Genomic DNA, 25,492 nt, shown 5'->3' with positions numbered 1-25,492 from the left:
GGCTCGACCCGTGAAGTGGCTCGACCGGCCTACCGGTTGAGCCACTTCACTTCGTACGCCTGCATCCCGAACCGCTTGCCGTCGATCTTCGCGCTGATCGACCGGTCGAGGGTGTTGACCACCAGGACGGTCTTGTCACTGGCGAGGACCCGGACGTTGGGCTGGTCGTCCGCGGCGACGGACACGGTCGCGTACTTCGTGCCGGGTGGGAACTCCTGGTGGAAGCGGGAGACCAGGTCGAACATCGGCAGCTTCTTGCCGCCGCTCGCGCTGTCGGTCGGCGTCCACAGGCAGCCGGGGCAGTCGGTGCCCTTCTCGTCCTCCGGGCTCCAGTAGAAGCCGGAGGAGGCGCCGCCCTTGACCATGGCGATCATTCCGGCGGCCTGGACGGCGACGCGGCGGGCCTCGGACCAGCCCTTGCGCTCGTCGTTGCCGTCGGCGGGTTCGACGTAGTACTCGGCCCACCACAGCGGCAGGTCGTCCGTCTGCTGCCGCACCCACTTGCCGACGGCGGTGAACTTGTCGGTCGCGGCGAACTCGTTCGGCAGCATCTCGTCGTCGTTCGTGTAGCTGGAGCCGTCCACGACGACGAAGTCGGCGCCCACCTTGTTCTTGTTCCAGTAGTCGAAGGCGTCGAGGATGCGCTGGTCCATGGCGCCCCAGGGGCCCTTGAAGGTCGAGGAGGCCTCGTCCGCGCGCGGGTCGACACTGTCCATCACCAGGTACGGCCCGCCGACCATGATGTCCTTGTCGACCTTCTTCAGGGCCTTGTAGACGAGGTTGTAGAGCTTGGTGTAACCCTCGTAGTCCCAGCGGCCCTTGGCGTCGTTCCAGAAGCCCTTGAACTCGTTCCAGACGATGAAGTGGTGGACGTCCGGATAGCGCTTGGCGACGGTCGCGGCGAGCGCGGCGAAGTCCGCGTAGTGCTCGGGCTGCGGGGCCGTCTCCAGCGCGGACTGGCTCCAGTCGGTGTTGTCGACGCCGGCCTTGCCGCCCTTCATCCAGTCCGGGGAACAGCACAGGGTGACGACGGGGGTGCCGCCGGACTTGCGGATGAAGTCGATACGGCGGTCCATCGCGCCGAAGTCGTAACGCCCCTTCACCGGCTCGGGGTTGTCGGCGCCCCAGCCCATGATCGCCTGGTCCTGCGGCATCCCCCCGGCGTCCGAGATCAGCCCCTCGACCCGGTCGGTCGCGGCGGAGCTGCCCTCGTCGGCGCTGAACTGGGTGTGCGTGAAACCCCAGCCCACCTCGGGCTTGTCCTCGTCGGGCGGGGTCACCGGAGTGCCGTGCACCGTGTCGCCGTTGCGCGAGGTGCCCGCGGTGCTTCCGCCGCCCCCGGGAAGCGTGTTGATCAGGGTCACGATCAGGGCGAGTGCGGCCACACCTACGCCGAGCAACGCGGTGAGCCGCCACCGTCGTGCCCCCGAAGTCCACTCATGACGTCCCATTGTGGGCAACAGTAACCGCGTGCATGGCTGGTAGGGCAGATGTTGTGATTGCACAGCTCTGTAACAGGACGGAGGGGATACAGAGGGAGATACACGCAGTGAACGGAGCACGGCCGACACACCCGACGCACTACGGAAACTGGGTGCACGGGGCGCGCTCGTGTCGGATCATGGACGCCATGTCTGCGAACCCATACGACGCTCTGCCGATCCGGCTCAACGTCGACGACAGCGACTCGCCGTCCGACGTCGTCGACGCGCTGTTCCTCGGCCGCTTCGCGACGGGCGAGCAGCCGCACTCGCATGCGGCGAACATCGACCGCGTCCGGTCCGGGGCGACGCTCCTGCCGCCGGACGCCCGCGTGCTGCGCAGCGCCCGGGACGACGACCGCAGCGCGACGCTGGCGGAGGGCGACGGGTGGACCCTGCTGGTCTCCCGCTGGAACCGGGGCGCCGACGTCACGGTGACGGCGACCAGCGCCGAGCTGGCGCAGAAGGTCCTCGACCAGGCGACGGACGGCGCGGCGGACGAGCCCGAACCCCAGCCGGAGAACGTGACCATGGGCTTTTGGTACGTCTCCCCCAGGCGCGGCCCGCACCGCACCACCCGGCAGATCTCCGCGGGTACGTGGGAGGAGGTCCGCGCCAACTACACGGGCCCGGTGGCGGACGCGATGGACACCCTGATGAAGACGACTCCGGAGGACATCGCGGGCCGTCTCCTCCTGCTGCACGGCCCGCCGGGCACGGGCAAGACCTCGGCCCTGCGCACCCTCGCCCGCTCCTGGCGGGACTGGTGCCAGGTGGACTGCGTACTCGACCCCGAGCGCCTGTTCTCCGACGTCGGCTATCTGATGGACATCGCGATCGGCGAGGAGGACGGGACGGGCAAGGGCCGCTGGCGGCTGCTGCTCCTGGAGGACTGCGACGAGCTGATCCGCGGCGAGGCGAAGCACACGGCGGGCCAGGCGCTGTCACGGCTGCTGAACCTGACCGACGGTCTGCTCGGCCAGGGCCGCAACGTCCTGGTGGGCGTGACGACGAACGAGGACCTGGAGCGCCTGCACCCGGCCGTGGTCCGCCCGGGCCGATGTCTGGCCCGCATCGAGGTGGGACAGCTGACCCGCGAGGAGGCGGTGAACTGGCTGGGCACGGAGGAGGGCGTGGGCCGCGAGGGCGCGACGCTGGCCGAGCTGTACGCGCTGCGGCGGGGCACGTCGCCGACGATGCTGCCGGAGCCGCGCGAGGGTGCGGACGCCGGGCTGTATCTGTAGCCGTCCGGTGCTTTGATGGCCGTATGACCCTGTTCGTCGGGACGTCGGGGTGGCAGTACAAGGACTGGCGGGGCGTGCTCTACCCGGCCGGGTGCCCCACCCGGCTCTGGCTGGAGGAGTACGCGGCGCGTTTCGCCACGGTCGAGATCAACAACGCGTTCTACCGGCTGCCGACGCGGGAGACCTTCGGGAACTGGCGGGAGCGGGTGCCGCCGGACTTCGTGGTCACGGTGAAGGCGAGCCGCTATCTCACCCACATCAAGCGCCTGCGGGACCCCGAGGAACCCGTCGACCGCCTGATGACCCATGCGGCCGGCCTCCGCGACCGGCTGGGCCCGGTGCTCCTGCAGCTGCCGCCCACGCTGAGGGCCGACGCGGACCTGCTGGACCGGTGCCTGGCCTGCTTCCCCTCCGGCACGCGGATCGCGGTGGAGCCCCGCCACGATTCCTGGTGGACGCCTGGGATCCGAGAGGTCCTGGAGTCCCGGGGTGCCGCCCTGTGCTGGGCCGACGTCCGGGCCCAGCCCGTGACCCCGCTGTGGCGGACGGCCGACTGGGGCTACGTCCGCTTCCATGAGGGCCGTGCGCGTCCGTGGCCGCGCTACGGCCGGCGGTCCCTGGAGACGTGGGTGGACCGGATCGCGACCACCTGGTCCGACACCCGGGATGTGTACACGTACTTCAACAACGACCCCGGCGGGGCGGCGGTCGAGGACGCGGTGGCCTTCGGGCGGACGGCGACGCGGGCGGGACTCACGGTGACCCGCACACCGGAGTTCGCCGCACACCGCTGACCAGCGCTCCGAACGCCCCTCCGACTACCCCTCGTAAGCCGCCCGCAGTGCGTCCCGTACGGCCGCCGACGCGTCGGCCTGGGTGAGACCGAGCCGGCGGGCCCGCTCCGCGAAGGCCTGGGCGGCCGACGCCAGCTCCCGCTCCGCCGCCGAGCCGGCGGCGGCGACGAACGTGCCGTTGCGCCCGCGTGTCTCGATCACCCCGTCGCTCTCGAGCGCGCGGTACGCCTTGGCGACCGTGTTCGCCGCGAGCCCGAGCGCTTCGGCCAGCCCCCGCACGGTCGGCAGCCGGTATCCCACCGGCAGCACCCCCGCCCGCGCCTGCTCGGAGATCTGCGCCCGCACCTGCTCGTAGGGCGCCGCACTGTCGTCGATGTGGATCTTCAAGGTCACGTCACGATTGTCCCGCACCAGCTGGGGATCGCCCCCGGAAAATGAGAGGCATCCCGGCTCATCTCCCCCGTAGCGTGCGCCTACATGACTGTGACCGTGCGCGACCTGCGGACCGACGACCGGGCCGACGTGGAGACCTTCGCCCATGTCCGCCGCCTGGCCCTCCCGTTCATCCTGTGGACGCCGGAGGCCATCCTCCACGCCCTCACCCGCACTCCCCCCGAGGCCCACTTCCGGTCCCTCGTGGCGGAGGAGGACGGGGAGGTGCTCGGGACGGCCCAGATCGGCCTCGTGCACGACAGTCCGGAGCCGGGTCAGGGCTTCCTCAACATCTACGTGCACCCGGAGCGGACCGGCCGCGGCGCCGGGCGACTTCTCGTCCGCGCCTCCGAGGAGCACCTGGCGGCGCGGGGAGCGACCAAGCTGTTCGCCTGGGCCATCGACGAGCCGGCCAACCGCGCCTTCGCCGAGCACCACGGCTACCGTTCCAGCCGCTCCGCCCACTTCCTCCGCCTCGACCTGGCGAACGGCACACTGCCACCGCTCGAGGACCCGCCGTCCGGCGTCGAGCTGCGCACCGGCGCCGACTTCGCGGACGATCCGCGCCCGCTGTTCGCTGTGGACTCGGAGACGATGGCCGACGAACCGAGCGACGTCGACGTCGAGTTCACGGACTACGAGGCCTGGCTCGAGGAGACCTGGCGGCATCCGCAGCTCAGCCCCGAGCTGACCTCGGTGGTCCTGGTCGACGGCCGCCCCGCCGCCTTCACCCTGGCCCGCACGGACGGCCGCACGTCCTACGGGACGGCCATGACCGGCACCGGCCGCGCCTTCCGCGGCCGCGGCCTGGCCAAACTCGCCAAGAACGACTCCCTGCACCGCGCCCGCGCCGCCGGGTTCACGGAGGCGCTCACCGGCAACGACACCGGCAACGGCCCGATGCTCGCGATCAACAAGTGGTTCGGGTACGAGGTCTGCGGGACGGAGGTGCGGTATGTCCGCGAACTCGGCTGAGGAGGCACGCCAGTTGGACGTCGTCCTGGTCAAGGCGGGGCGTACGAAGAGACGCTACGCGGCCGAACTGCTCGGCGACGACGGCACGCGCATCGCCGTCCGCGCTCCCTGGGCGGGCGAGGAGACCCGCGACTTCGGCTTCGTGCGCTTCGAGGCCGGCGACGTCTTCACCGAGTACTACTGGCGGGACCGCTGGTACGCGGTGAAGGAGGTCCGCGACTCCGCGGGCGTCCTGAAGGGCTGGTACTGCGACATCACCCGCCCTGCCACGCTCTCCGGCACCGAGCTGATCGTCGACGACCTCGACCTGGACCTGTGGCGCTCCGCCGACGGCAAGGACGTACGCCGCCTCGACGAGGACGAGTTCGCCGACAGCGGCCTGCGGGAGCGGGACCCGGAGGCGGCGTCCGCCGCGGTGGCCGCCCTGGACCACCTGGAGCGCCTGGCCGTCGGGGGCGGCTTCGACGCGCTCCTTGCCTGAGCCGGGCCCGGTCTCACATCGTCGCCACCACCGCATACCTCTCGTCCGCCACCTCCTTCCCCCACAGCAGCGCCTCCTCCGACAGCCGCTCGACGCGCACGTCCCTCGCCAGCGGGGTCAGGAGGTCGGTGAGCACGCCGACCGGGATGCCGGCCGGGTCGACTGTGCCCCACACGCCCTCGATCAGCACGAGCCGGCCTCCCCCACCGCCGAAAGCCCGGGTGCCCCCGGGGCGGAGCAGGTCCCGCCAGTGCCGCAGGGCACGGCCGGGATCAGGCAGCGCCCACAGCATGTGCCGTACGAGGACGACGTCGAAGCGCTGCTCGCCCACCGGCGGTGCCATCGCGTCACCGACGAGGAACGCGGCGTCACGCCCGGCCAGCTTCGCTCTCGCGAGGTCGACCATGGCCGGCGAGCGGTCGACGCCGGTGACGCGGTGTCCCTGCTCGGCCGCGAGGAGCGACAGGCTGCCGGTGCCGCAGCCGAGATCGAGGACGTCGCTCGCCCGCTCGGGCAGCCAGGAGGCGAGCCGGTCGGCCCAGGCGCGGCGCACCTGCGGGTCGCGCAGCCCGTGATCCGGCTCGTCGTCGAAGGAGGCGGCCGCCGCGTCCCAGTCGTGCGGGTCGGCATCCGCCCCGGTCAGGCCCTTGCTGTCATCCGTCATGCACCCAAGAGTGACACCCGCCACTGACAGTCGAATCGTGACAGCCGCCACTGACAGACCCGGACCGATGAGTCACCCTCCCGGAAAGGGTCTGCCTCCGTGAGAACGCGGAACTCGGTGGACTCTGAAGGAGGCAGCCATGCGCCGGACCACTGTGCAGAAGCCCCTGAGGAAGACGGACTCCCGCAAGGTGCGTGAGGAGGCCGACGAGCGTCCTGCCGGGCGCCCGGAGGTCCGAAAGGACATCGCACGCACGTGGTGGCCGGACGGCTGACCGCGGTCAGTCCAGCCGCTTGCGGTAGTGGATGCGGTCGTACGGGCCGTCCACCCGGCGCTCCACGACCTCGTAGCCGAACTTCGGATAGATCTTCTGGTTCTCCCACATCATCGCGTTGGTGTAGAGCCTGACCTCGGGCAGATCGAGCGCACGCGCGCGTGCGTCCACGAACTGCAGCAGCCGTCGCCCCACGCCCTTGCCGTGCGCGTCGGGGTGGACGGCGATGTTGTCGAGGTACAGATGGTCCTCGTGCTCCTCGAGCACGACCAGGCCGATGACGGAGTCTCCCGTCACGAACACTTTCCCCGCGGCCACGTTCGCCGCGTGGTCCGCCTCCATGGGCTGCGGCACGAGCCCGATGCGCTCGATGTAGTGGTGGTACGCGGCGTCGGTCACGGCCTTCACGGCCGGCACGTCGGCGGCGACGGCCGCCCGGATCTCCTCGTCGGTCATGCCCCGCACGGTATTACCCGGCTTACCTGATCCCAGTCTGAGCACTCCCTTAACGCGACCATAAGGATCTCCATCACCCGCCTCCAGCAGGCGATTTCACGGTTTCTTGGGGCTAGCTTGCTGATCGCCCCCACGGGTTTCGAGCCGCGCTTCCAGTGACCGTTCCGAGGAGTTCCCGCATGCCCGCACGCCGCAAGGTCGCCACCGTCGCCGCCCTCGGTGTCGCCCCGCTCGCCCTGACCGCCCTGGCCGCCGCCCCGGCGTCGGCGCACGGCACGATGGGCGACCCGGTCAGCCGGGTCGCGCAGTGTTACGCGGAGGGCCCGGAGAGCCCGAAGTCGGACGCGTGCAGGGCGGCGGTCGCGGCGGGCGGCACCCAGGCGCTCTACGACTGGAACGGCATCCGCATCGGCGACGCGAACGGGCAGCACCAGGCGCTGATCCCGGACGGCAAGCTGTGCAGCGCGAACAGCGAGGAGTTCAAGGGGCTCGACCTGGCCCGCGCGGACTGGCCGGCGACGAGCGTGAGCAGCGGGTCGTACACCTTCAGGTACCGGGTGACCGCCCCGCACAAGGGCACCTTCAAGGTGTACGTCACGAAGTCCGGCTATGACCCGTCGCAGCCGCTCGCCTGGTCCGACCTGGACCTGGAGCACCCGGTGGCGACGGCCACCGACCCGGTCGCGTCGGGCGGCTTCTACACCTTCTCCGGCACGCTGCCCGCACGCTCCGGCAAGCAGCTCCTGTACGCGATCTGGCAGCGCTCGGACAGCCCGGAGGCCTTCTACTCCTGCTCGGACGTCAGCTTCGGCACAAGCGGCAACAGCGACGGTGGCGGTACGACGAGCAGCGCGTCCCCGGCCCCGACCGCCTCGGCGCCCTCCGACGAGCAGATCGAGGACGGTGCCGACAAGTCGACGGTCGAGCACCACGGGCACGGTGACGCCGACGCGAGCACGTCGGCGGACCCGACGACCGCCGCCGCGGCCAACGAGCCCAATGCGGCCGGTACTTCGGAGAACCTCGCCGAGACGGGCACCGACGACAGCACCCCGTACATCGCCATCGGCGGCGCGGCCGCCCTGGCCCTCGGCGCGGCGATGTTGTTCGCCTCGGTCCGCCGCCGCGCGACCGGCGACGGCGGCCGCGACGCCCGCTGATCCGGGCAAAAAGCGCGGGGCCTGTCCGGCGGCTCAGGTCGGACAGGCCCCGAGGTGCGTCAGCTCAGGGCCGACGCGCAGGTGGTGGCGGTGGCATGCGCCGGGTCCAGGGCGTTGGCCACCTCGTGGAAGGCGATCCGGTCGGTCAGGCCGATCAGGGCGTGCTCGGAGAGGTCGACCGCGCACAGGTTCTGGAGCAGCACGTTGTGCACGTCGGAACCGCTCAGGAACTGACTGCGGTACGGCGTGACCACCTCGTCGTACTTGGTGGCGATGACCGTGTAGTGGACGCCGGGAACGGTGTCTCCGCCGGCGTTGAGCTTGGTGAGGAAGGCGGATCCGACGATCTGGTCGGCCAGCGCGGGCGTGTTCTCGGACAGCAGGTCCCCGGCGCCCGGGAAGTACGGGAGCAGGTTGGTCAGGCCGTCCAGGTCGGTGCCGTGGTTGCTGGGCGCGATGCCGACGAGGGCGTTCACCTTGGCGGCTCCGCCGAGGAACTTGAGGTAGTAGCGGGGCATCATGCCGCCCTGCGAGTGACCGACGAGGTCGACCTTGGAAGCACCGGTCGCGGAGAGCACCTTGTCGACGTAGGCGGAGAGTTGCTCTGCCGACTTGTCGATGGGACCGAGGCCGTAGAAGACGGGAACGCCCGAGAGCTGCCCGTAGTCGAGGGAGAAGACGCAGTAGCCGCGGTCCTCCAGATAGGGCGCGAGGACCAGCCAGTTGTCGACGGAGTTGGCGAGGGTGCCATGGACGAGGACGACGGGTCGGGAGTGGGCGGCGGACGGCTTGCAGGAGTAGTCGTTCCAGCCACTCGACGAGGCCGCGGCGGTGTCTGCGGCCTGTGCGGCAGTGGCGGCGGGGACGGTGAGGACCGCGGCTGTCAGCAGCAGCGCGGCCAGGGGTCTGAGCACTCGTTTCCAGGGCAGCATCGTGTGATCTCCTTGCGGCTCAAGGGAGTTGCGATGGCCTTACGCCCTGTGATCCGGATCACGAAGGATGCTGTTCACTCGTCAAGTTACGGGCGAGTAGCGCGAGTGTGAAGTTACGCGTCAGTAAAAACTTCCAGTGGTAACTGACTCGGCAGTAGCTCATGATGAACCGTCACCAGGCGGGCCTGATGGGACCATAGGGCGCAATGCGCGCCAATTGATCACGCAACACTCGCACTTCACTCTCCCCGAGCACATCGCCCCACGCCTGCACCACCTCCGCGGCGGCCTCCTCCGCGGCCCGAGTGCACGCCCACCCCCGCTCGGTCAGCACGACCAGCCGGGCCCGCGCATCGCCGGGATGCGGCCGGCGCTCCGCATACCCCTTGCGCACGATCTCGTCGACGAGCTGACTCGCGGCCTGCTTGGTCACGCCGAGGTGGGCGGCGAGGTCCGTCGCCGTCGCGCCGTCCGGAGCGAGCCGCGCGAAGGCGAATCCGTGCGCGGGCCTGATCCCCTCGAAGCCGCGGGCGACAACACCCTCGTGGATACGTTGCGTCAGCTCACCCGCGACGGCGAGCAGGGCGGCGGACAGGGCCATGGCCTCGGAGTTCTGCACGGAGGCATTGAAACACCCTTGACGGATCGGTCAAGCAGCTTGACCATGGGTGCGTATAGTCAAGCAACTTGACCATATGAAGTGACCCCGACCTCGACCCCGACCTCGACCCCGACCTCGATCCCGATCCCGATCCCGATCCCGATCCCGATCCCGATCCCGATCCCGATCCCGATCCCGATCACCGGAGGCATCCCATGCCCGTCATCCGCACATCCGACGCCGTCACCCACGAGATCCACGGCGCCCGCTTCGTCTCGTACGCCACTCCCCTCAGCGGCAGCAAGGAGCTCTGCGCCTGGCGCGGTGAGATCCCGCCGGGTACCAAGGCCCCTGAGCACACGGTCAGCCGCGAGGAGATCTTCCATCTCCTCATCGGCGAACTGCTCATCACCCTCGACGGCCGAACCGACCGCATCACCGCGGGCGACACCGTGATCGTCAACCCGGGCGCGACCCTGGGCGTCGAGAATCCGACCGATCAGACGGCGATCTCCTGGGTCACCACGTCCATCGGCCTGGAGGCGACACTGACCGACGGGACGCGGATCACTCCGCTGTGGGCCAACTGAGGCGATCCGTAAGGAGTTCCGCGCGGGTCAGCTCCAGCAGGCGGCCCATCCAGTTGCGGCCGCGGTCGTCGAAGGCGTCCGTCCAGTACGGGGACTCCCAGCCACCGGTGTAGCTGATCGCGGCGTCCCCGGTGGCGAGCAGGATCTGCGCGAGGTCCGGGTGCTGGGTGAACTTCGCGCGCAGCAGGCCCGCCATGACGGCGAGGCGTACGGCGGGCCAGTCGTTCCTGCGCGCGGCTCGACTGCCCAACTCGTGGGCCTCGCGGGCGGTCGGGGCGTTGCGGACACGGACGCGGTCGGTGTCCTCGGCCGTCGACAGCGCCCAATAGCCGTGCAGGACGGAGGGGTGGACGTCGCCCGCGAACCGGATCCGCGCGGGATAGTCGTTGCGCAGCACGAAGTCCCCGAGCCGCTCGGGCCAGCCCTGCGGATACACCACGTCACGCAGGACGACCGGCGGGCGACCGGCCCCGGCCGGGTCGTCCGCGTGCAGGGCGGAACGCCTCTCCCGACTGCGAGCGACTCCCTCGTCGCCCTTGCGGAAGTACTCGAGCGCCCACTCGTGCATCTCGGTCGTCGCGGGCGGCCCGTCCCCGCCGACGGGTTCGCCGAGGTCGGTGAGCAGCATCCGCAGGGGCCGGTCCTGGAGGTCCATGTCACCGAGGACGAAGATGCGCAGATGGGCCGGGATCGCCAGGTACGCCTCCCGGAGCAGCTCCCGGTTGGCCTCGCTCCGCTCTTCCCCGAAGCGACTGATCGCCTCCCAGCAGCGCTGGACGGTCGTCGGCCGACCGGCCAACTCCTCGACACGGTCGGCGACTTCGAGGAGGAAGTTCCGCGGGGTGAGCGGCCCGCTGCTGCGGGAGCGCCAGGTGCGGGGCTGCTCCTCGGGACCGGGTGCCGTGGGATCCGTGACCGCGATCAGCCCCGAGTCCAGCATCCGCTCCAGTCCCGCCAGGTCGGTCAGCTTCTCGCACAGGACCGCCCCGTCGGCGTAGACGAACAGGTCGTCAACGGAGTATTCGCCCCGCCAGTGCCGTCGCCAGACGTGGCACCAGACCCCGTCGATCCGTTCCCCGTCCACCGTCCGGTGAGTCGGCCCCCGCCATGTCATGCGGGCACCCTATTTCACGCCACCGGCGCCCCCGGTCCGAACTTCGCCCGTACCCGGTCCGCGGCCTGCTCGATACGGCGGTCTCTCCATACGGCGGGTCTTCTCCATACGGCGGCCTTCTCCATACGGCGGCCTTCTCCATACGGCGGCCTTCTCCATACGGCGGCCTTCTCCATACGGCGGCCTTCTCCATACGGCGACCTTCTCGTCCGCCGGGTCGAAGGTGGTCTGGCAGCCGCCCGACCGGCCAGGCTTCGGCCGACGCTCCGGGACAGGCGTCGGTGGGCGGGGAGCCTCCGGCTTCGACGCCCAAGGCATGAACGAACCACGACGAACTCGCCCGGCAGGGCGAGAGCAGCATGGCCATCGCCTCCAACAAAACCTTCGCGCGTGCCGCGGTCCGGATGATGGGGTGGCACCGTGCCCCACCACGATGAGGCGGGAGCCGTCCGACCGTTGACACTGGCTTGGGTGGGCCGGCACCTGGAGGTCGGCGAACGGATCGTCAGAACCGAGGCGCTGCACGGCGGCATCACTGCCGAAATGCGGCGGCTGACCATCCGCACACGAGACGGCGGCACCCGTGACCTGGTGCTGCGAAGCTTCGTCGACGTGGAGCACGCCGAGGACTGGCTGGACAGGGAGGCGGGCGCGGGCACGGTGGCGGGCGCCGAGCCCGGCTGCCACGTTCGGCGCGCCGCAGCCGCTTCTCCCTGGCGCCACCACCGACGCCCCGCCAGTTGAAAAGCCAGGCGTTCTCTTAACTGGCCTGCACAGCCGTGAAGGTGTGCGTTCCCGGTCCCAGACCCGAGATCGTGACACGGCCTTCGGCCACACGCACGTCACGGTCCAAGGCCCGCTGCCCGTTCCAGAGCAGGTGCCCGTCCCTGCGGATGGTCAGTCGGCGGCTGTCGCCGGGGAGCGCGACCGAGCCGCGAGTGCCGTGCGGGGCATGGACGGTGAGCTTGAAAGTTGAGCGGTTCTGCTCCCAGGCGACCGGCAAAGGGCCGTGCGGTGTGGGCAGTTGGCCCTGTGCCCAGGCGATGCTCCCGGTGCGGGGCCGGACTTCCCACGTGGCGTATCCCGGTGATGTCGGCCTGGCGCCGAGGAGTTGATGCGTCAGCGCCGGCAGTACGCCGGTGGACCAGCCGTGGGCCATGCTGGTGTAGGCGTCCTCGTAGAGGGATCCGTCGGGGCCGATGCCTTCCCAGTGGGTGATGCCGGGGTCGTGGCTGTCCATCCACCCGTAGGTGCGCCGTATCTGGTCGAGCGCCGAGTCGGCCCGGCCGGTCTCGAACCGGGCCACGATCTCGGGGTACGAGGTGAAGGCGTACACCCGCTGCGAGGCGCCGCCGAAGATCGTGTCGTTGTCCATGAACGCGTTGCCGTACGGCCGTTGCGTGGTGGCGTCGAGGTGGGACAGCGCAGATGCCGCGCGGTCGGCGTCGGCGACACCGGCGGTGATGGCGATCGAGTTGCCGTCCTGCGCGTGCCGCACCGATCCGGTGGCAGAGTCGAGATAGGCACCGGCGGACGCATCCCACAGGTTGGCGTTGATCGCGTCGCTGACCGTGCCGGCTCGCTTCGTCCAGCGCGCGGCGTCTGCCGCATGGCCCAGCCAACGGGCGATCTGCGCGGCGTCGTTGAGGGCCTGGACGTAGTTCGCGTTGTAGTAGGTGATCCTTCCGGTGCGGTTGAGGAATGCGTAATCCCCGTAGCCACCCGTACCGTTGAGCCCCTTGCTGAGCAGGCCGGCGTCGTCCGTGACGCTGGGGTACCAGGCGTCCAGCACCTTCAGCAGATTCGGGTAGTAGCGCTCGGCGTAGGCGCGGTCCCCGGTGTACAGGACGTAGTCCCAGCTGCACGTCACCCACCACAGCGGGTAGTCGAACAGCGGGAGGGTGTAGTTGGCGATGGACGCCGGGGGGATCCAGCCGTCGGCGCGCTGGTGCTCGGCCAGGTCGGCCAGGACGTTGCGTGCGGCCGCGGCGGCGTCGTCGTGGGTGAGGTAGAGGGTCCGGGCGGACACCGCGAGGTCGCCGACGTAGGGATCGCGGTCGCGCTTCGCCCCGTCCTGCAGGACCAGCTTGCCCTCCAGCGACGAGGTCCAGGCGTTGCGCGGGTCGACGTCGTCCTGGCGGAAGGTGTCGGTGACCAGTTCGTTGGTGTACGAGGCGCCGTACCAGTAGCGGTTGAGGTCGTCGTCGGAGCAGAGGAACCAGCCGCGATAGGTGGCCGGCGTACCCAAGTAGGCGGTGAAGTCCAGGCTGACGGAGTCGATCTCGACCGTTCCCCAGGGCTGTGCCGCCGGGGCGTCCGACGCCAGGGCGTCCAGGGTGATCTTGAGGTAGCGGAAGCCGTGCAGCCCGTCCGCGTAGACCTGATTGCCCGTCAGGTAGCCCTTGCGGTCGGTCCAGTCGGCACCCTTGGCCGGTACGGCGAACTGGTCCGTTCCCTGGGCGGGCACCCCGGACTGGTCGGAGCGTGTGAAGTCCGAGCGGTCGGTGAGGAATTGCTGCGTCTCGGAGAAAGCGACCCTCACCCCAGGGAGGTTGTCCGATGCGGAGGTGAACCGGATCCGCGGGTACCCGACCACGACCTTGCCGAAGTCCACGGTGACGCTGGGCAGTTCGACCGGTGCGACAGCCTCGGGCCACACTTCGTTGATACGGCTGAAGGCTCCTCTGGGTGTGTCCTGCACTGCCGTGATGGTGATGCGGACCTTGGTACCGGACACCGGCGTCGGAAACGCCACAGCGCGCTGGATGACATCGTTGTCGGACACCGTGGCGGCCAACTGCCAGGCGCCGTTCGTCCAGACGTCGACGGTGAAGTCGGTCGGCACGCCGTCGCTGTTGGAGACCAGCGTGATCCCGGAGAACTCCCGCGCGGCAAGGACCGTGACGGTGAGCGTGTCGGGAAACACGCCGAGCGTGTCGTCGTTCCAGAAGGTGTCCGGGTTGCCGTCGATGGCGTTGGCGGCGTCGTAGGTGCGCGGCTGGCCGTCGTTTCCGTTGTTGCCCGCGTGCGCCGACGAGGCTTCGGCCACGGTCCCTTCGGGCCACCTGGGTGCCGGGGCCGGCTGCGGACGGCGCAGGACGGTGCGGGATCCGCCAGGCTTCAACAGCCCCTCCGGTGTGCGCACGTCGCCGGTCGGGGCGAGGACGCGTACGGGCCGCACGGTGCGGGACGCGGGGGCCTGCACGTAGCGCTGCCAGCCGGTCCCGGGGCGAGGCGCTCTCGTGGCCGCGCCGTCCGGTCTCGGGGCCGCGAACGCCGTTCCTGCCAGCGGGAGTCCGGTCGCGGACAGGGCCACGGCTCCGGCGCCTGCGGCGAGGACCGCCCGGCGGTGAGGACCGGGTTGGGAGACATTCCCGGGTGTGCTGCTCGATGTCATGACGCCCCTCATTCCTCAGCGATCACTCGATTGAATCGATTCAAATCGACCGGGCGAGGTGACGCTATCTCAGGACCCGCTCTCCGTACAGACTTCTCACACCACCCGCTCGACAGGGGAGCAGGGGCCGATTCCGGACTCCGTGGGCGTTCGCGCTGCCGCACGCTGCGCAAACACCCACCGCTGTCCGCCTGTTGCCCGACTGCGCCCATCGGCTTCAACCGGGGCCTCGGCCGCGGGTGCGGTTCTGCCGGTCAGACCGCGGCGAAGCCGCCGTCCGCCGCGACCACGGCGCCCGTGACGAAGGTGGAACGCGGCGAAGCGAGGAAGTCAGTCTCGATGACCCCCGCGGCCACGATGTCGGCCCGGATGCCCACTGGTCCGCCCTCAACGGCGAGGACCTTGGTCAGCTGGGCCGGAGCACCCTAGACGCGCTGTACGCGACGCCCTCCGGGAGCGCGACGGTGCCGGCGCAGGAGCCCGTGTTCACGATGGCTCCACCGCCTCGGTTCTGCATCGCGCGGAACGCTTCACGGGCGAAGAAGAAGAAGAAGAAGGAACCCCGGGCGCTGACCGCCATGATGGCGTCCCAGTCCTCCGCCGCCGTCTCCGTGATCGGCTTGTCGAGGGTGCGCCCCGCATTGCTGACCAGACTGCCCGGCCGGCTCCCCCGTCCGGCCGGGGCTCCCGCGGTCACCGCTCCGCCACGCCAGGACGGGCAGTTTTCACCGACGCGGTACTGCTGATTCTTGGCGAAGGCGGTCAGTCCGCCAGAGCGGCTGGACGTACGGCCCTCGGTCCGAAGCGCCGGCGGGCGCGGTCGGCGGCGGCTTCGGCCGCACGGGCGCGGACGTCGGCCGGATCCAGGGAGAGCTGACGGTAGGCGCTGCCGGTCGGCCGCAGGTTGTCAGCACGGATCGCGTAGGCGCGGACTCTCGCTGTTGCAGTCCTAGGGAGGTCAGCAGTCCCAGGGAAGCCGCGGCGAGGGCGGGTGAGGGTTGGTGGGTTCCGGCAGTGCGCGCGTGCGTGTCGTGGAGCTGCGGTCGGCGTACCGGGCTGTGAGGGTGAGCCGGCCGGCGAACTGGCTTACCCCGCACAGGCGTTGGCCGATCCGGTCGGCAAGTCCCAGGACCGCACGGTGGTGTTGTGCCGGGTAGAGGCAGTCCCGCTCTAGCACGAGGTCGGCGTTCAGGTGCGCCACTGGTTCTATACGCGCGCGCCGTGCACGTGTCGCGGCTCGGCCAGCAGACCGTAGATGACCAGCACGGACACCAGCATCGTGAACAGAGACCAGAATGGGTAGACCGGAAGGAAGATCATCTGCCCGACGAGACAGAGCGCTGCCAGACCGATGCCCGTCAGCCGCGACGCTCTGGAGCCCACGAGCACGCCGATACCCGCCAGAGCCATCACGATGCCGATGGCGACCCAGATCCAGCCCCAAGCCGTGTAGTTGAAGATGAGCAGCCGGTTGCCTCCGGAATAGACGGTCGAGTAGTAGCCGTGATTGAAAATCGCCACAAATCCGTTGAGCAGGTTGAACAGGGCGCTGACCAAGAGCAGGATTCCGGCGAAGGCCACCCAGTGCGATCGCTCCATCGGAGGCACGGCACCGTCTGGTGGAGAGGTTTGGTGCTGCATGGAATCCATGAGACGCAGTACCACCGCAGCCCGCAATCGGTAGTGACCCAGGAGTGTTGCGCGGTCGCATGTGCTTTCGGGGAACCGGCTCGTGGGTACCGCGGGACGATGGCCCTGTCCGCGGCTACGACAGGCGCCCGTATGTGGCCTGCCGGACAGTGGATGGCGTCGGAACCTTGGGATGGGACGCTCATGGACCGCTGTCCCCATCGCCAACCACGGCCTGGTGGACGATCTGTAGACCGCCGCCCTGGTGCCAGCAGCGCCGGCTGCTGCGCCGCGCAGGGCGCAGCGCCGGCCGAAGACGTGGCTCTGCCCAGCCGAACCTGCGATGGCGGGCGTGGCCTCCGACGAGAGGTTACGAGCTGCGGACCGCACCCCTGGCAGCTCAGCCGCCCCGCGGCACGGCTGCGTCCTGCTCGGTGGCGGGTGCGGTGGTCGGCGGCGGGGTCAGCCTGAGCGTGAGGACGTAGGAGGTCACGACCGCCACGATCACCAGAGGCATGACGGTAAGCCCCTCTTGGCCCAGAAGCAGGGTGGCCAGCAGCAAGGAGGTCATGGGCAACTTGAGCATCGCCGCCGACATCGCACCCACGCCCATCGCGAGCCCGGCGGTCACACCGAGCCCGGGCAGGTGGGAGAGTGCGATGCCTCCGGCTGCGCCCACGAACATGGAGGGGAACACCGGGCCGCCACGGAACGCTGCCATGGACACGCAGTACGCCACTGCCTTGCAGGCGACGAGCACCACAAGGGCGCCTGCCGAATACTGCGCGTTCTCAGTGAGAAGGGGACCGAGGCCGCTCTGTCCCGAGTACAGGACTCCCGATGCCGGGTGGCCGGTCCACACCTCGTAGAGCAGCGCGATCACACCGACGACGACGCCCGCGAGTACGGTGGCCGTCAGCCGTCGCCGTTTGACCAGTTTCAGCAAGGAGAGGGCGAGCCACCGAATCCCGACGCCGAGCAGAGCCGCCGCTACCCCGATCAGGAGCGCCCAGCCGAACCCGGCGGCGTCCGGCGTGGCGGCATGGGGGACGTTCGGCAGGGTCAGCGAGTAGGTGCCCAGGCCGGTCCACGAGCCCAGGCCGGTGAAGATGAGCGCACCAATGCCGGAGGCGAGCAATCCGGGTACCAGGACGACGCCGAGCATCGCTCCACCGAAGCCGGACATTTCCATGAGCAGGAATGCTCCGAGCAGCGGTGAGCCGAGCAGGGTGCTGATCGCGGCGAAGCTCCCGGAGGCTCCCACGACGGCGGTTGCCTGCTTCGGGAACGACTTCCGCGTCAGTCGCAGCGCGGCCACGGCGAGGCCGCTGCCCAGGGCGATGAGCGGGGCCTCCGGCCCGATGACAGCCCCGAGGCCGAGTGAGGCCAGCGCGGCGAGCGCCACGCCAGGCAGATTGGCTGTTGGGGTCGGGCCCGAGGGTACGAATCCGTGGGCCGGCTCGTGTCCACCGTTGCCGGGGAGGTATCGGACGATCGGGCCGACGAGGAGCCCGGCCACGGCCAGCAGCGGTACCGGCCACCAGCTGGGCGTGCCATGGAAGCCCAGGGCTTTGGGCAGGTCGGTGTAGGTGAGCGACTGGAGCTCGTTGACGAGTGCGAGAAAACCGAAAGCCGCCGCCGAGATCGGGACACCGAGAACCGCCGCGATCAAAAGGAGAACCGCGTAACCGCGGCTGCGGACGAGTGAGAGTGGGTCCGTGGTGGCTGCAGGAGGCTGTCCGTCAGGCTTGCTCGGACGGTTCGGAGAGGTCACGCCGAGACCTCAGACATGCGCGCGTCACAGCAGGACTTGGCCATGATTCCGGAGCTGGGGCAACCGGCCATGATCGCCGCGGCGCCTCGGTGGAACCGAAATGATGGGGACTCACTGGGCCGAAAGGGATCGGTACGGGTTCCGGGATCCGGTGGGCGGGCCGCTCCTACGGAATCCGCAAGGGGCCGGTGCGCTCCTCCTACGGTTCGTACTCTGCGTGGCTGGGCCGAGAAAATCAGCGACGAGCGCCCCGCCGGGCGTGGAGCAGCGGCTGCCCTCTGCGACATCACTACCCTCCGGGTCAATGGACGCTGATCCGTGATCGCCCTGGGGTGGTGACCACTACAGGACGATCCGGGCACACAGCGCGGACTCTGGTCCCGCCCACGCGCTCACCCTCAAGACCGATCATGGTGGCCGTTGCCCCGTTCGGCATCACGGCATATGCGTGCCGAGGATCGCCTGTCGGTAGCGCAGGGCGAGGTGAAGGTGCGGGCGGACTGGTTGTCTCGCCTTACGAGGTCGGCCCCCTCATAGCCCCCTTGCTTCCGATGACCGACCGCCCTCGGCGGGAGCCAGGAGGACCAGGTGTCTGTCTCCTGGCTCAGGCAGTGGCGTGCTGCCGGCCAGGATCTGCGATCCGACGGCCAGGGCCAGGATCACGCCCACGCCGATGAGTACCTGGTTCGTCGTCACATTCGGCCCTTCGGTGCGGCGTGGTGGGACGAGCGGGTGCTCTTGCCGAGCGGCTGCGTGGCCGGCCGGGTCAGACCCCCGCCGAGTGCTGTGTGACTGTCGGGCGCCGTGACGGCGTCGTCACTCCCCCACGGGGTGATCCCCCAGCGGACGGTGTGCTCCTCGCCGGGGCCAAGGCTGACGAGCCCGGTGCCGCTGCGGAAGGCGTCGGGCGGGCAGGTCATCGGCTCGATGGCGACCGCACGACGACGCTCCCCCGGCGGGAGGGTGTCGCCGGTGTAGAGCTGCACGTAGTCGGCGCCTTCACCAAGCCACACGTCCGTGCCGAACGCACCCGACGGGTGGGCCAGGCGCACCACGGCCCGGCCGTCCGCGTCTCGGTCGAGGTCGCCGAAAGGGGTGTCCAGCCGGAGCGCACCGACAGCTCGGGGCGTTCGCAGGTCGTACTCGCTCCCGGCGACCGGCTCGGCGGCGACCGGCAGGCCGCGCTCATCGGTGCGCAGCCACGTGCGTGCGGGGACGGTCAGCACCGCCTGGTCGACGACGGCGGTGCCCGCGGTGACGTAGGGATGCTGGCCGAAGCCGTACGGCGCGGCGCTCGCGTCAAGGTTGCGCGCGGTGACGGCGACTTCGAGCCCTCTCTCACCCAGGGTGTACTCGGCGCGGACGTGGAGGTGGAACGGGTAGCCCGGCTGCGGCCACAGCGAGACCTCCAGGACGGCGCGGCTGTCGCTCGCCTCCACTACCTGCCACGCGACCCACCGGAGCAGCCCGTGGATGGCGTTGCCTCGGGTCGGCTCAGTGAGCGGCAGCTGCAGATCCTGCCCTTCCCAGGAGTAGCGGCCGTCGCGGATCCGGTTGGGCCACGGCACCAGGATCTGGCCGCGTCCGCCGGTGATCCGGTCCTGTTCGGCGAATCCGTCGATCACGGTGCGCTCACCGACCGCGTACGACCGAAGGGCCGCGCCCAGCTCAACGACAACGGCACGGTGCGTGCCATGCCGAAGGGTCAGTTGCCGTCCGGTGCGGCTCTCCTGCACGCGTGGCCTCCTGGGTCCGCCCGGCCGTCCTCGGACGTCTGCGTAGTGGTGGCCTGCGATACCGGCCTCCCGTCGGGAGCGTGCGGCTCCTCATGGGCCCGGTCAAGCACGACACGTTCCTGTCGGCGCGATCGCAGGGCAGGTTCGCCCACTGAGGCCACAGGAGCGGGCGGCGGTCGACGCAAGGGCGCTCGTGCCGGCTCCCGGATGGCGGCGTCACCGCAGAGGGGTGCCCTCATGGCGAATCCGCGCTTCGACCTCCTCCCAGGCCCTCGTCGACCAGACGGTGCACTCTGTCCAGGCCGTGAAATGACTGGGCGCCTGATCGACTCTGCCGGGTCGCCGCCAGTCGACCCACGAGGTACTCGCCCACCACACCGTCGACTTCTGGCTGTGCGGGGAAGACCTGCCGCTGCCCGAAAGCCGGGTCACCCTCGACAAGGACGACGCCATCCACCTGGCTCTCGACGAGAAGAACAACATCGCCGGGTTGAAGCGCCTCCAGCACAAGCTGCGGGGAATGCTCGGACACCTGGGCATGCACGAGCACCACCTGCTGGATCACAGCATCTACCTGCACAAGGGCATGCCGATCGGCGCCACCGCGCACCCGTCCCTGACCGCCATCGCCAGCGCCTTGCGGGTGGGCGACCACATCGCCGCCCGGCTGAGCTGACGGGGCCCGTCACTCTGTGAACCGGTTGAACGCAGCTACAGGTTGTCGCCGGGTGCTCTGGCGGCACTGGTGTCGGCGTCGGTGAGCTCCTCCAACTCACCCATGGTGTCGAGCCGGTAGAGCACGACCAGCGCCGGGCCGACCAGCACGATCGCGATGCCCGTGACGATCACCAGCCAGCGCAGGGTGTGCGGGGCCCCGGCCGCCTCGGCCACCGTCAGCGAGGTGGGCAGCAGGTAGGGCCGCTGCGCAAAGCCCCAGGCACCGACGACCAGGGCGACGCTCGCCACCGAGGTGTAACGGGACCAGCCGTGGGACCGGCGCAGCAGAAGCAGCACCGTGGCCAGACCGCAGACCGCGGCCAGAATGACCAGCACCAGTCCCCAGCCTCCGGTGAGGCCGTCCCAGACGTACCGGGCCTCGTCGTGGGTGACGGGCAGGGCGATGAACGCGAGAACCACGACGGCGCCGAAGGCAATCAGCGCCCGCAGGCGGAAGTAGTCGACGAGATCGGGCGCGTCGAACCGCAGGGCATCGGAGCAGAGGAACACCGCCCCCAGGAATGCGGTGGCTGCGATGGCCAGCAGACCCGTGAGGACGGAGGTTCCGTTGGCCCAGGCGTCCGCGGAGGCGGTGGTGCCGACCTCGACCCGACCGGAGGCGATGCCGCCGAGCACCGTCCCGAGGAAGAACGGCGTCACCAGTGACGAGACGGCGAACATCGCGCCGTAGATCCGTTGTTGGGCCAGGCGGCGGGTCGGCTTGCGCAGGGCGAACCCCGCGCCGCGGAGCACCAGGCCGGCGGCGGCGAGGGCGAGCGGCAGCCACATCGCGTCGAACACGGCCTGGAACATCGTCGGGAAACCGGTCCACATGATGACCAGAACGAAGATCAACCAGACGTTGTTGGCCTCCCAGACCGGCGCCATGGCGTGGTCGATGAGCCAGCGGGGCCGCTTGCCGCGCTCCGCGCCGCCGGCCAGCAGGTCCCAGAAGCCCGCGCCGTAGTCGGTGCCTCCGGCGCAGGCGTAGGCGGCGATCGCGATCACCAGTACCCATGCGATGAATTCGGCCATTACAACGCACCGCCGGGGGTGTGATCGGACCCGCCGGGCGTGGCGCCGGCGGCTGCGGGCTCGGGCTCGCTCCTGGGCCCGTAGGGGGTGTCGGTCTCCGGGGGCTCCTCGGCACGCGCGGCGGCCGAGCCCTCGTCGGCGATGCGCCAGCGGGTGCGCATCTTCAGGACGACCGCGAGGAACGCGCCGAAAACGGCCACGTACACGACCACGACAATGCCGAGCACCGCCCACAGCGATCCGGCGCTCCTGCTGGTCACCGCCTCCGAGACCCTCATGTGGTGGTAGACGATCCAGGGCTGACGGCCGACCTCCGTGGTGATCCAGCCGCACTCCACGGTGACCAGGCACGCGACCCCGGCGAGCGCGGCGCAGCGGTAGAACCAACGACTGTGCGGGTTGTCCCGATGCCTCCACCAGGACCAGGCGTACCAGAGCGCCAGCAGGATCAGCACGCTGCCGATGGTGACCATGATGTCGAAGGCCCAGTGGGCGATGGTGGCCTGGACAACGGTGGGGCGGTCGGCGGCCGATACCGACGTCAGCCCGGTCACCTGCGTGCTGGGCTTGAAGCCGGCGAGGATCGAGTCCAGCTGGGGGATCTTGAATCCGCCGGAGACCGTGCCGTCGCTGTTCAGCCGTCCGAACATGTATTCCGGTACGTGAGTGTCGGTCTTCCAGACGAACTCCATGGCGGCGAACTTGATCGGCTGCTTGTGGAAGACGGAGCGAGCGGCTGAATCGCCGAGCATGAACTGGACCGGTGTGAGGATCGCGGCGACCGTGAAAGGCACGGTGAAGCCGAGCCGGTGGTAGCGGTCGCGGCGCCCGCGCAGCCAGCCGACCGCGTACACGCCGGCGACCACGTAGCCGGCGGTCAGGAGCATCGCGACCACGAAGTGCCAGTACTCCGGGCCGAAGATCGGTGTGAAGATCGCCTGTTGCACGTTGACGTGGATCGGCTTGCCCTGGGCGTCGAGGCTGAATCCCTGCGGGGTGTTCATCCAGGAGTTGGCCGCGATGATGCCGAACGCCCCCATCAGGGCGGCCAACGGCAGCGGTACGGCGAGCCAGAAGTGGGTCCAGGGCTTGAGCCGGCGCCAGCCGTAGAGATAGATCGCGATCAGGACGGCCTCCAGGAAGAACGCCCATGCCTCGACGCCGAACCCGAGGCCGAAGACGTCGCCCCAACGGCCCATCATGCCGGGCCACAGCAGACCGAACTCGAAGGACAGCACGGTGCCCGTGATGATGCCGATGGCGAACTGGACGGCCATCACCGCCGACCAGCGCCGGGCGAGCTGAAGGGCGACGGGATCGTTGCGACGCAGTCCCCGGTGGTGCATCAGCAGGGTGATGAACGGCAGTGCCACACCGAACGGGACCAGCAGGATGTGCGAGGCCAGGGTGAAGGCCATCAGCTCTCGGGCCGGCAGGAGTTGGGGCGGGGTGCTGTTCGCCAGAAGGACGGCGGTGCTGAGCATGTGCGCCTCGATGGTCTGCCCCGCGCGGGGGTGGTGGGACTGAGGAGGGACAGGACGTGGAGAGATTGCGGCCGTAGAGGGTCGGCCGGGGTCCTCCTCACGGAGACGGAGACGGAGGCGCCTGGGCCGCCGACGCATCCGAGTCGGGCATGGTGAAGGCGCGCTCGCGACGCGAACCGGTGGCGAAGGCCACTGACCAGCTCAGCACCGCTCCCAGCCTGCTGCGGAAGCCGGTCAGGAAGGCCAGGTGAATGAAGAGCCAGGCCAGCCAGCCAGTGAAGCCCGACAGATGCAGAGGGCCGGCCTTGACCACGGCCCGGCCGCGGGCGATGTAGGCGGCGCTGCCGAGATCCAGGTATTTGAAGGGCTTCGGCTCCTTCGTCCTGCCTTCGACGGCGTGGCGCACCCTCCGGCCCGCGTACGCCCCCGACTGCATGGCGACCTCGGCCAGGCCCGGCAGCTTGTTCAGGCTCATCACGTCGCCCGTGACGCGGATCTCCGGATGGCCGGGGACGGTGAGGTCGGGTTCGACCAGGATGCGTCCGGCGCGGTCCTGCTCGGCACCGGTCGCCCGGGCCAGCGCGGCCGCGATCGGCGGCGCCTCGACACCCGCGGTCCACAGCACGGTGCGTGCGTCGTACCGGGTCGTCGCACCGCCGTGATCTCGTACTGTCAGGCCGTGCGCGTCGATGTCGGTGACCATCGTGCCCAGGTGAAGCTCCACGCCGAGGCCCTGCAGGGTTCGGGCCGCACGGTGGGCGAGCGGCGGGCCGAACGCGCCCAGCACCGCGTCGGACCCCTCGAAGAGCAGCACCCGGGCCCTGGCGGAATCAATCGTCTGGAACTCCCGGTCGAGCGTGTGGCCGGCGATCTCCCGGATCTGTCCGGCGAGTTCGACGCCGGTCGGCCCACCACCGACGAGCGCGAAGGTGAGCCACTGCTGCCGTTCCCGGTCGTCTACGGCCGTTTCGGCCATCTCGAACGCCCGGTAGATCCGTCGGCGGATATCGAGCGCGTCGTCCAGGGTCTTCATTCCGGGGGCGTGCGCGGCGAACTCGTCGTGCCCGAAGTAGGACTGGCGCATGCCGACCGCGACGATCAGATCGTCATACGGCAGCACGACGGCTCCCCCCTCGGGCCGCCGGGCATGGACCAGCCGGGCACCGGCATCCACGTCGGTGGCTTCGGCGAGCACGCAGCTCACGTTGTAGTGGCGCCGCAGGACCCCGCGCAGCGGTTGGGCGATCTGCCCCTCGGACAAGATCCCGGAGGCGCACTGGTACAGCAACGGTTGGAAGAGGTGGTGGGCACGACGATCGACCACGGTCACCGCGACCGGTGACTTCCGCAGGGCGCGGGCGGCGAACAGCCCGGCGAACCCCCCGCCGAGGATCACCACCCGGCGAGGCGTGATGTGATCCTGCATCGGAGATCAGCCTCCGGTGGCGAAGCCGGGAAAAAGCGTCATTCCGCCGTCGACGTAGAGGGTGGTGCCGACGACGTAGTCGAGCAGGTCGGACGCCATGGCGACGACGGCGTTGGCGATGTCGTCCGGGTCACCCACCCGGTGGTACGGGATCAGTCGCAACAGCTCGGCCTCGGCCTTCGGGGTGGACCAGGCGTCGCGGTTGATCGGCGTGCGGACGGCGCCGGGTGCGACCGCGTTGACCCTGATCCGCTGAGGGGCCAGCTCCTGGGCGAGGGTCTGCATCAGCATGCCCACACCGCCCTTGGACGAGGCGTAGTTCACGTGGCCCGTCCACGGGACGATCTGGTGGACCGAGCTCATGCAGATGATCTTTCCCGCCGAACGGGACACCTCCTCCACCACACCGCGCCGGATGAACTCCTTGGCGGCCTCCCGCGCGCACAGGAACTGGCCGGTCAGGTTGACATCGATGACCTTCCGCCACTGTGCGAGCGTCATCTCCGTCACGGCTGCGTCCCGCTGGAGGCCCGCGTTGGCCACCATGATGTCGATGGTGCCGAACTCCTCGACCATCCGCGCGACCATGGCCGTCACCTGGTCCTCGTCGGACACGTCGGCCTCATGGGCGTAGGCGCGGACCCCGAAGCCCTCGATCTCCTTCACAACGTTCTCTGCCTCATGCGCACCGACGACGTAGTTCACCACGACGTCCGCTCCGGCCCGCCCCAGGGCAACGGCGGTCGCCAGGCCGATGCCCGAGTTGGCGCCGGTCACCAACGCCTTCTGGCCCTTGAGGAGCTGCGCGGACGTCGTCCCGCGGTTCTCGACTTTCGCTGCCACCACGATCTCTCCTTGGGCGTTTCGGACGGCACGCCCTCAAGGAAACGGGCGGCGCACGTGAGGAAGGCCGGGACTCAGCCGGCCCGCCAGGACAGACACAGGAGCCGTCGCACACCCGGCCCCCCAGACGAAAGCACCCTGCGGCGCGGGCGAGTCCGACCGGCACGCGGTGCCGCCGATTCCGGCGGGCCTGTCACACGGTCGGGCTACGAGCCGCCCGGGCCCTTCCCCGGCCGGAGTCGTGCGGGCACGC

Annotated in this window: 23 protein-coding genes and 3 pseudogenes; 9 read left to right on the top strand and 17 right to left on the bottom strand. The window is 69.9% G+C overall.

The window, feature by feature from the left end; all coding sequences use genetic code 11:
• Window positions 1-29: 29 nt before the first annotated feature.
• The gene (locus OG303_RS38890; RefSeq protein ID WP_405874521.1) at window positions 30-1,451 is read right to left on the bottom strand and encodes a GH39 family glycosyl hydrolase; all 1,422 of its coding nucleotides are present in this window, start codon (window positions 1,449-1,451) and stop codon (window positions 30-32) included.
• A gap of 179 nt (window positions 1,452-1,630) precedes the next feature.
• Between OG303_RS38890 and OG303_RS38885 the strand changes: the two genes are divergently transcribed.
• The gene (locus OG303_RS38885; RefSeq protein WP_405874520.1) at window positions 1,631-2,725 is read left to right on the top strand and encodes a DUF5925 domain-containing protein; all 1,095 of its coding nucleotides are present in this window, start codon (window positions 1,631-1,633) and stop codon (window positions 2,723-2,725) included.
• Window positions 2,726-2,748: 23 nt separating this feature from the next.
• A complete protein-coding gene (locus OG303_RS38880; protein ID WP_405874519.1) occupies window positions 2,749-3,519 on the top strand; it encodes a DUF72 domain-containing protein in 771 nt (256 codons plus the stop codon).
• A gap of 24 nt (window positions 3,520-3,543) precedes the next feature.
• Here OG303_RS38880 and OG303_RS38875 read toward each other — a convergent pair whose 3' ends face one another.
• Entirely contained in the window at window positions 3,544-3,912 is a 369-nt protein-coding gene (locus OG303_RS38875) for a GntR family transcriptional regulator (protein WP_405874517.1), read from the bottom strand.
• 84 nt (window positions 3,913-3,996) lie between these two features.
• Here OG303_RS38875 and OG303_RS38870 point away from each other — a divergent pair, with 84 nt between their 5' ends.
• Window positions 3,997-4,926: a GNAT family N-acetyltransferase gene (locus OG303_RS38870; RefSeq protein WP_405874515.1), complete on the top strand. Its 930-nt coding sequence runs from the start codon at window positions 3,997-3,999 to the stop codon at window positions 4,924-4,926.
• The gene (locus OG303_RS38865) at window positions 4,907-5,407 is read left to right on the top strand and encodes a DUF402 domain-containing protein (RefSeq protein ID WP_405874514.1); all 501 of its coding nucleotides are present in this window, start codon (window positions 4,907-4,909) and stop codon (window positions 5,405-5,407) included. Before OG303_RS38870 ends, OG303_RS38865 begins: the two co-directional genes overlap by 20 nt.
• Window positions 5,408-5,420: 13 nt before the next feature.
• Here OG303_RS38865 and OG303_RS38860 read toward each other — a convergent pair whose 3' ends face one another.
• Window positions 5,421-6,071, bottom strand: a complete 651-nt coding sequence (locus tag OG303_RS38860; protein WP_405874512.1) for a class I SAM-dependent methyltransferase — start codon at window positions 6,069-6,071, stop codon at window positions 5,421-5,423.
• A 139-nt stretch (window positions 6,072-6,210) separates the two neighbouring features.
• Here OG303_RS38860 and OG303_RS38855 point away from each other — a divergent pair, with 139 nt between their 5' ends.
• Entirely contained in the window at window positions 6,211-6,345 is a 135-nt protein-coding gene (locus OG303_RS38855) for a hypothetical protein (RefSeq protein WP_123964172.1), read from the top strand.
• A gap of 6 nt (window positions 6,346-6,351) precedes the next feature.
• Here OG303_RS38855 and OG303_RS38850 read toward each other — a convergent pair whose 3' ends face one another.
• Window positions 6,352-6,801 carry a GNAT family N-acetyltransferase gene (locus OG303_RS38850; RefSeq protein WP_405874511.1) on the bottom strand — a complete coding sequence of 150 codons (450 nt, stop codon included), beginning with the start codon at window positions 6,799-6,801 and terminating at the stop codon, window positions 6,352-6,354.
• 179 nt (window positions 6,802-6,980) lie between these two features.
• On the opposite strand from OG303_RS38850, the gene OG303_RS38845 reads away from it, so the two are divergent.
• Window positions 6,981-7,961, top strand: coding sequence for a lytic polysaccharide monooxygenase (locus OG303_RS38845; protein WP_405874509.1), 981 nt, complete (start codon window positions 6,981-6,983; stop codon window positions 7,959-7,961).
• A 59-nt stretch (window positions 7,962-8,020) separates the two neighbouring features.
• Here OG303_RS38845 and OG303_RS38840 read toward each other — a convergent pair whose 3' ends face one another.
• Window positions 8,021-8,893 carry an esterase/lipase family protein gene (locus OG303_RS38840; RefSeq protein WP_405874507.1) on the bottom strand — a complete coding sequence of 291 codons (873 nt, stop codon included), beginning with the start codon at window positions 8,891-8,893 and terminating at the stop codon, window positions 8,021-8,023.
• Between the two features lie 172 nt (window positions 8,894-9,065).
• Entirely contained in the window at window positions 9,066-9,512 is a 447-nt protein-coding gene (locus OG303_RS38835; RefSeq protein ID WP_405874506.1) for a MarR family winged helix-turn-helix transcriptional regulator, read from the bottom strand.
• Window positions 9,513-9,709: 197 nt separating this feature from the next.
• On the opposite strand from OG303_RS38835, the gene OG303_RS38830 reads away from it, so the two are divergent.
• Window positions 9,710-10,084, top strand: a complete 375-nt coding sequence (locus tag OG303_RS38830; RefSeq protein ID WP_405874505.1) for a cupin domain-containing protein — start codon at window positions 9,710-9,712, stop codon at window positions 10,082-10,084.
• Here OG303_RS38830 and OG303_RS38825 read toward each other — a convergent pair.
• Window positions 10,062-11,198 (bottom strand): NADAR family protein, encoded by a 1,137-nt coding sequence (locus tag OG303_RS38825; RefSeq protein ID WP_405874504.1) that lies wholly within the window; start codon window positions 11,196-11,198, stop codon window positions 10,062-10,064. The genes OG303_RS38830 and OG303_RS38825 overlap by 23 nt on opposite strands.
• Window positions 11,199-11,618: 420 nt before the next feature.
• Here OG303_RS38825 and OG303_RS38820 point away from each other — a divergent pair.
• Window positions 11,619-11,858 (top strand): annotated as a pseudogene (locus OG303_RS38820) (aminoglycoside phosphotransferase family protein); the annotation flags it as partial.
• 100 nt (window positions 11,859-11,958) lie between these two features.
• On the opposite strand, the gene OG303_RS38815 reads toward OG303_RS38820, so the two are convergent.
• The 6 genes and pseudogenes from OG303_RS38815 to OG303_RS38790 form a co-directional block, all read right to left on the bottom strand.
• Complete coding sequence (locus OG303_RS38815; RefSeq protein ID WP_405874503.1) at window positions 11,959-14,595, bottom strand: alpha-L-rhamnosidase C-terminal domain-containing protein; 2,637 nt, start codon at window positions 14,593-14,595, stop codon at window positions 11,959-11,961.
• Window positions 14,596-14,849: 254 nt separating this feature from the next.
• Window positions 14,850-15,247: pseudogene (locus OG303_RS38810) on the bottom strand (SDR family NAD(P)-dependent oxidoreductase); the annotation flags it as partial.
• Between the two features lie 306 nt (window positions 15,248-15,553).
• Window positions 15,554-15,772 carry a hypothetical protein gene (locus OG303_RS38805; RefSeq protein ID WP_405877688.1) on the bottom strand — a complete coding sequence of 73 codons (219 nt, stop codon included), beginning with the start codon at window positions 15,770-15,772 and terminating at the stop codon, window positions 15,554-15,556.
• 29 nt (window positions 15,773-15,801) lie between these two features.
• Window positions 15,802-16,194 (bottom strand): hypothetical protein, encoded by a 393-nt coding sequence (locus tag OG303_RS38800; protein WP_405874501.1) that lies wholly within the window; start codon window positions 16,192-16,194, stop codon window positions 15,802-15,804.
• Between the two features lie 430 nt (window positions 16,195-16,624).
• On the bottom strand, window positions 16,625-17,998 hold the full coding sequence (locus tag OG303_RS38795; RefSeq protein WP_405874499.1) for a chloride channel protein: 1,374 nt from the start codon (window positions 17,996-17,998) through the stop codon (window positions 16,625-16,627).
• A 692-nt stretch (window positions 17,999-18,690) separates the two neighbouring features.
• The gene (locus tag OG303_RS38790) at window positions 18,691-19,734 is read right to left on the bottom strand and encodes an aldose 1-epimerase family protein (RefSeq protein ID WP_405874497.1); all 1,044 of its coding nucleotides are present in this window, start codon (window positions 19,732-19,734) and stop codon (window positions 18,691-18,693) included.
• A 358-nt stretch (window positions 19,735-20,092) separates the two neighbouring features.
• Here OG303_RS38790 and OG303_RS38785 point away from each other — a divergent pair.
• Window positions 20,093-20,410 (top strand): annotated as a pseudogene (locus OG303_RS38785) (dehydrogenase); the annotation flags it as partial.
• Window positions 20,411-20,445: 35 nt separating this feature from the next.
• On the opposite strand, the gene OG303_RS38780 reads toward OG303_RS38785, so the two are convergent.
• The 4 genes from OG303_RS38780 to OG303_RS38765 form a co-directional block, all read right to left on the bottom strand.
• Window positions 20,446-21,486: a cytochrome d ubiquinol oxidase subunit II gene (locus tag OG303_RS38780; protein WP_405874496.1), complete on the bottom strand. Its 1,041-nt coding sequence runs from the start codon at window positions 21,484-21,486 to the stop codon at window positions 20,446-20,448.
• Window positions 21,486-22,970 (bottom strand): cytochrome ubiquinol oxidase subunit I, encoded by a 1,485-nt coding sequence (locus OG303_RS38775; RefSeq protein ID WP_405874495.1) that lies wholly within the window; start codon window positions 22,968-22,970, stop codon window positions 21,486-21,488. The genes OG303_RS38780 and OG303_RS38775 overlap by 1 nt, the downstream gene beginning before the upstream one ends.
• Before the next feature lie 97 nt (window positions 22,971-23,067).
• Window positions 23,068-24,396, bottom strand: a complete 1,329-nt coding sequence (locus OG303_RS38770) for an NAD(P)/FAD-dependent oxidoreductase (RefSeq protein WP_405874493.1) — start codon at window positions 24,394-24,396, stop codon at window positions 23,068-23,070.
• 6 nt (window positions 24,397-24,402) lie between these two features.
• Entirely contained in the window at window positions 24,403-25,239 is an 837-nt protein-coding gene (locus OG303_RS38765; protein WP_405877686.1) for an SDR family oxidoreductase, read from the bottom strand.
• Between the last annotated feature and the right edge of the window lie 253 nt (window positions 25,240-25,492).

It is taken from the genome of Streptomyces sp. NBC_00005 (assembly GCF_045160215.1).
In the GTDB taxonomy this organism is placed as follows: Bacteria; Actinomycetota; Actinomycetes; order Streptomycetales; family Streptomycetaceae; genus Streptomyces.
Note: the sequence above shows the minus strand (reverse complement) of the source record. Positions and strands in the feature narration are given on the sequence as shown.

Bases quoted from the DNA above. Each gene is read 5' to 3' on its own strand.
- OG303_RS38815 (WP_405874503.1), bottom strand. From the start codon at position 14,595: ATGACATCGAGCAGCACACCCGGGAATGTCTCCCAACCCGGTCCTCAC.
- OG303_RS38870 (WP_405874515.1), top strand. From the start codon at position 3,997: ATGACTGTGACCGTGCGCGACCTGCGGACCGACGACCGGGCCGACGTG.
- OG303_RS38850 (WP_405874511.1), bottom strand. From the start codon at position 6,801: ATGACCGACGAGGAGATCCGGGCGGCCGTCGCCGCCGACGTGCCGGCC.
- OG303_RS38855 (WP_123964172.1), top strand. From the start codon at position 6,211: ATGCGCCGGACCACTGTGCAGAAGCCCCTGAGGAAGACGGACTCCCGC.
- OG303_RS38800 (WP_405874501.1), bottom strand. From the start codon at position 16,194: ATGGAGCGATCGCACTGGGTGGCCTTCGCCGGAATCCTGCTCTTGGTC.
- OG303_RS38770 (WP_405874493.1), bottom strand. From the start codon at position 24,396: ATGCAGGATCACATCACGCCTCGCCGGGTGGTGATCCTCGGCGGGGGG.
- OG303_RS38880 (WP_405874519.1), top strand. From the start codon at position 2,749: ATGACCCTGTTCGTCGGGACGTCGGGGTGGCAGTACAAGGACTGGCGG.
- OG303_RS38775 (WP_405874495.1), bottom strand. From the start codon at position 22,970: ATGCTCAGCACCGCCGTCCTTCTGGCGAACAGCACCCCGCCCCAACTC.
- OG303_RS38885 (WP_405874520.1), top strand. From the start codon at position 1,631: ATGTCTGCGAACCCATACGACGCTCTGCCGATCCGGCTCAACGTCGAC.
- OG303_RS38890 (WP_405874521.1), bottom strand. From the start codon at position 1,451: ATGGGACGTCATGAGTGGACTTCGGGGGCACGACGGTGGCGGCTCACC.
- OG303_RS38860 (WP_405874512.1), bottom strand. From the start codon at position 6,071: ATGACGGATGACAGCAAGGGCCTGACCGGGGCGGATGCCGACCCGCAC.
- OG303_RS38840 (WP_405874507.1), bottom strand. From the start codon at position 8,893: ATGCTGCCCTGGAAACGAGTGCTCAGACCCCTGGCCGCGCTGCTGCTG.
- OG303_RS38830 (WP_405874505.1), top strand. From the start codon at position 9,710: ATGCCCGTCATCCGCACATCCGACGCCGTCACCCACGAGATCCACGGC.
- OG303_RS38825 (WP_405874504.1), bottom strand. From the start codon at position 11,198: ATGACATGGCGGGGGCCGACTCACCGGACGGTGGACGGGGAACGGATC.
- OG303_RS38845 (WP_405874509.1), top strand. From the start codon at position 6,981: ATGCCCGCACGCCGCAAGGTCGCCACCGTCGCCGCCCTCGGTGTCGCC.
- OG303_RS38865 (WP_405874514.1), top strand. From the start codon at position 4,907: ATGTCCGCGAACTCGGCTGAGGAGGCACGCCAGTTGGACGTCGTCCTG.
- OG303_RS38780 (WP_405874496.1), bottom strand. From the start codon at position 21,486: ATGGCCGAATTCATCGCATGGGTACTGGTGATCGCGATCGCCGCCTAC.